The sequence below is a fragment of the Paenibacillus zanthoxyli JH29 genome, assembly GCF_000520715.1.
Lineage (GTDB): Bacteria > Bacillota > Bacilli > Paenibacillales > Paenibacillaceae > Paenibacillus_AQ > Paenibacillus_AQ zanthoxyli.
Window position 1 is genome coordinate 1 of record NZ_ASSD01000708.1, and the last position, 5,109, is coordinate 5,109.

Consider the following 5,109-nt stretch of genomic DNA (forward strand, 5'->3'; position numbering starts at 1 on the left):
CAGGCCAAGGTCCGTAAACGGTGCGGCTGCCCAGCCGATCACCAGGCCAATGCCGACGCCGATCAGCGGGATGATGTTCTTGGGCAGCGTAACCGTCGTCTTAACCAGCTGCACTCCAGCCAATACAAATACGGCCAACACCGAAGCAAAGGCCAATACATCCGTTAAATTTTGATTATTCATATATTATTTTCCCTCCTTGGTGGTGAGTGTTGCTGTTTTGGTCTTGTTGTCCCAACCTACCGTAGCTCCGATAGCCTTGCCGATCGCAGCCAACGGGACGTAGGTCCGACCCTCAATAAGCACACTTTCCTCTGCCAATTTCTCGCCGTTTACGATTACCTTTGCTTTGTCTACCTTCACGTCTCGTTCCTCCTCTGTTAATCTTTCAATTGCGGCCATAGCTCGGGCCTGATCCGTTTCCGTAGGTGTCCGACCTGCCCTTAGCTGCGCAGTTGTCAGGCCAAAGACCACTTGGAAATGCGGATAGTCCTTGATGCCGGTCCAGTCTCCACCCCATTCGAAACCTAATGTTTTGGCTATAGCAACGACCTCGTCCCAGTCAGTTACTCCGTCACCGTCACCATCCCGGCACTGGTCCCAGGATACCGTGCGACCATCCGGCAGAAGCAGCGCAAAATCAACCGCAAGCCCGAAGTTATGGAAGCTGTACCCGCCTCTGGCGTTGGTCACGATACGGCCATCTGCCGAACGTCCTTGCGCATATAAGGCGTCCTGCTCCGCGTTCGTCCGCAGGCCCTGTGTAATGACGATCGGCACGCCTCGGTTGTAGCAGATTTCAATCAGTGCTTCCGTGGCCTTCCGGACAACGGGATGAAGCCCGCTCAGCTTAGACGCGGACTTGGCTTGTACTTGTTCAAGTGTGAGCAATTTATTTCCCTCCTAATTTAAGTGCGGCCCAAACGACTGTTACGAGCGCTCCAGCAATAGCCGTAATAGTTGCACCGTAAAATGTCCGTTTAAACCATTTCTGGTCGTCATCGTGGCGATCAAGCCGAACCAAAGCTAGATCCGCTTTACGTACCGCATCCTCTGCCATCGTCTTTACTGGCCTCAGCTCATCCAATCTATGGTGCGCCGAATCTGCAGACGATAACGCTTTTACAGCCTTTTCATTAGCATTAAGAGCTGCATCCAATTTGGACTCCATATTATCCAATTTTGTTTCCACACGGGTAATGCGCTGTAATACTTCTGTCTGTACTTCTTCCGTTTCCATAACACACCTCCGAAAATATAGAAAAGACACGCCCATAAGAGCGCGCCTTGATTTAATATGGAACCTTGTCGCGAGCCAGTGCATTGCCCTGCTCGGCCTTGCTGTTAATCTGCTCCTGCAGGTCACGAAGCTTGTTGCGCTTGGCAGCATTGGACAGGGATCTATCGCCCTGAACGTCGCGCATGTCTGCACGGATCGCAGACATCTGCTTGCTGATCTTAGCGAGCTTCTTACGCAACGGCTCACTGTACCAATCTGGAAGCGGTCTTAGATCGCTGTCATTGTTGGCCTGATCTAACTTGTCCTTATAATGATAGAACTCGGTGGACAAGTCATTGCTGAATACAGGGTCTGCCGTCATTTGCGAGGACAGCGCATAACCCGCGTCTCCGCCGGAAGACAGCAGCGGCTGGCCGAACTGACCGATCCACCCGGTATACTGCTTGGTAAGGTAGTCGATATTTTTAGGCGAAACCTCAAACGGGGTGCCGTATGTTAGCTCGCCGATTTTTCGAGCAGGCCATGTTGTCTTCGCATCCGCCTGGAGTCCGGGCGATAGGTCTTGCAAATAAGCTGGAACAACCGGTGCACCTGACCATGATTCATTGGCGACAATATCCACTCCCGGTCCGAGGATGGTATCCCCGAGCAACCCGCCGATGACTCCGCGCTGCCCCGTCACTCCCTGGATGCCTGGCGGGATGAAGGTCGTACGGAGTCGGTCGGCGAAGTCACGGAACGCCGCCGGGTCCTGGTCGGCGAAAAGACGCATCAAGCGCTCCGGAAGGTCGGAAAAGATACTGCCTTGCTCCTGAGGCTTGGCGATCTTAATAAACGTGCCGTCACCTCGGGGAATCATAAGGAATGCATCCTTAACCCGGTTGCTCAACTTTTGGTAATTCGGATCATCCCGATTGACTGCATAAAGCGCCATTGTCGGCAGCGTGATCGAGATAATGGATTTTACAATAGCTCTAACCGGATCATCTTTATACGTCCTTACGGTTTTATCTAGACCCTGAAGTGCTGCGTTGAAATACGGGAATACCTTGTCAACTTCCCCCGACAGCGACCCGCGTCGTTTGAAGTTGACAGTCAGGTCCTGCGCTGCCGCAAGTGCCGCCTGCATATCGCCCCCCTGTTTCTGGACACGCTTAAATTCTGCTAGCCTTGGAGCGATTTCAACAGCATTCAAAAAATTCTCGTAATTGTCCTTAATGCCATAGTGCACTCGTTGTAGCCCGGATTGAGGCAGTACCGCCCGTTTGCTTTGCCCTAACAGATTACGGTCGGCAGCTACCGAGGACGCATGGCCGCCGCCGATGTTCAGGAAATCACTGTACGCCCCACGTTTCATGCCGATATCCATGGCCGCGCTGATCAGATCCGCTGCAAAGGCAATTGGGTTATCACTCGTCCGGGACGCGACATAAGCCTGCGGAATATCGCGAAACAAATTTCGGGTTAAAGAGAACACTGGGTTATTGCCCGTCGTCAAAAGCTTCATGTTATTGGTCAGCTTGCCTACTAGATTGAGTAAGAATCCGCTCTTCTGTGGCCCAAGTGCCGTCACTGCCGCAAGAAGCTGCGGATCTTTAATCTTCACTTGAACCGGCTGACCATCTACCATAGCCCGTACGATATTGTCCTTGTCCAGCTTAGTCTGTTGCATGGCTTTGTCAAAGTCATCACTGAATCGGCTGATTAATTGATCTATGCCGTCTGCTTCCATATCATCAGTCAGCAGCATCTTCGTAATATCTGCTGGTCGCTCTGGCTGCTTGACGATCTCTGCCCAGTTTTCAAAGGCTTCCGGCGCCCGCTCAATATTCCTGACATACTGCTGCATAACGCCGTTCCGCTTGGCCGCTTTGACGTAGGCGTCTACGTTCTCAATGGTCGCCTCGATGGGGCTGATGATCTTCCGCTGTGAACCGCCTTTCTGGTAGCCCTTTACCGGATTCGATTGATTTCCAAAGCCGCGTTTCCCGCCACCGTACCCCTTGCCGGTCTTCTCCAGTTTCGTGAATTGACGCTTATTCGGAACGTAGAACGGATTCTGCGCAAGCCAGGCGTCAGCCGTCTCTTGCGTAATGATACCGGTATCGACCAGCCATGACTTCACCATTTGCTGGTTAAAGGCATAGAACTTATCCGCTGCCTCCTTGAATTCCGGAAACATCTGCTCATACTCTGCAACTTTCTGCGCACCGTAATCAGGAGTCCAAGCTAGTTCGTCCCGGAATACCTTTTCACCACGCTCTGCTCGCGTAATGGCATGCTTGTTAAGCAGATAATCCTCGAAGTCAACATAGATACGCTTATTCTTGCGCATGAGCGACTTCAGCGGCGATAATACGTCCTTGAACGACTCGCCAACAACCTGGCCCCTAGAATCGACTAAACCGTCGGTAATGATTCTCTTGGAAACGACATCTGCTCCGCGTGAAGCCAAACCTAGCGTATGGGTGCGCTCGCTGGCCGATAGTGGACGATCTAGGATATTCTCCAGAATCTTATCCTGCTGATTAAGGGTGTGAAGGTCATCTACTAAAGCGGTATAGGCGCGATCGCTGAGCCCGGTCAAGCCTGCTGAATCTCGCTGCTGCCGAGTAACAAGCTGTGACCTAGTATCCGTCTTCAAGGAGTCGTATGGCTCAGATCTGCCAAAGGCAGAAATACCAATTCCGCTCTGCTCATCGAACTGCCCGGGTCGCAGGATAGGCTCGCCCGCAGGCATTGGCGTCTCCGGCTGAATAATCGGAGTCTCCGCCGCGTTTCGTCCAGCTCCTGCGCGAGTATCCCCGAGCTGAAGCAGATAGTCGATATCGTCCTGTGTAGGCTGCCCACCGGATGATACACGGGCATTGATATCCCTTTCCCGTGCCGTCATAGAGACGTTATCCACCTGTGTCGGTGAAGGTATGGTTACGTCGGATGGTTCAGGTAACTGCTGCTGCCGACTGCGCTGCCCAGTTTGCCGCAGATCCTTCAGACGCTGCGTCGCAAGAGGAGCGTCAGTGAAGTTAATCGCAGGGTCAATTTCCCGTACGCTCTGCGCTAGGTTATCCCTGGCAGCCTGATAACCCGCAAGTTGTTCATCATATCTGTTCTGTTCACGCCAAGAGGTAACCCGTCCAGTCTCGTCCACAAAGCCGGTATCCACCCGTTGCCGCGCCAATTCATATAGGTCCTTGTTGGTAGGAACGCGGGCGTTTTCGGCATAAAATTCTTGGTACCAAAGAGGATTGTTCGATATGCGCCCAGTCCGGCCGACAACCTCTCCTGCTGCATTCCGCTGAAGTTGACCCTGTTGCACGCCACCCCGGGTATCCCGCTGTTGCTTCAGCAGCTTATATTCGTCGATGATAGCCTGCTCGTATCGTGTATTCAATTCGTTCAGCGTGCTATCAATCTCCCGTATGCCTTGACGACCTGATGCCGCGTTCCCCGCTGCCCGCCGGGTTCCGTCTGTCGCTTCTGGAAGCTCGAAAGCGTATGGATTGGCGATAGGTTCGGTTCCAGCTGCCAAATTAGATCTACCAGCTGCCGCAGATTGCCGTGCTGTTCCCCGCCCTTCAGGCAGTGCAAGCAGTTCGGACACTTCACTTTCCGGAATTCCATTCGCCCGGAAGAGATTTCGTAGACCAGCTCCAGCTGCCGCGCCACCAAAGCCTAGGACTGCACCTCCAGCAAGACCGAGAAGCGCATTTGAAACAATCTCCCTGTCACTGTCTTGCTGATTAGCCAGACCTCCAGCTACGCCTTGCAATGGCCCAGCGATAGTTTCAGCCAGCCCGTTACGGGCGATTCGCTGCGCCGTCTGAGGCGTAACCTTAGGAGCGACACGACCAATCGTGTCCGCGATC

At 53.2% G+C, this 5,109-nt stretch carries 4 protein-coding genes; all 4 read right to left on the bottom strand.

Annotated features, from left to right (window positions below):
• On the bottom strand, positions 1-183 hold a 183-nt coding region (locus L691_RS0127285), incomplete at its 3' end, for a hypothetical protein (RefSeq protein WP_025693352.1).
• A gap of 3 nt (positions 184-186) precedes the next feature.
• Complete coding sequence (locus tag L691_RS0127290) at positions 187-891, bottom strand: M15 family metallopeptidase (RefSeq protein WP_025693353.1); 705 nt, start codon at positions 889-891, stop codon at positions 187-189.
• Between the two features lies 1 nt (position 892).
• Positions 893-1,240 carry a hemolysin XhlA family protein gene (locus L691_RS0127295; protein WP_025693354.1) on the bottom strand — a complete coding sequence of 116 codons (348 nt, stop codon included), beginning with the start codon at positions 1,238-1,240 and terminating at the stop codon, positions 893-895.
• Between the two features lie 52 nt (positions 1,241-1,292).
• Positions 1,293-5,109 (bottom strand): LPD38 domain-containing protein (locus L691_RS33235; protein WP_198023127.1); only part of this gene is annotated, 3,817 nt, incomplete at its 5' end.

Bases quoted from the DNA above. Each gene is read 5' to 3' on its own strand.
- L691_RS0127295 (WP_025693354.1), bottom strand. From the start codon at position 1,240: ATGGAAACGGAAGAAGTACAGACAGAAGTATTACAGCGCATTACCCGT.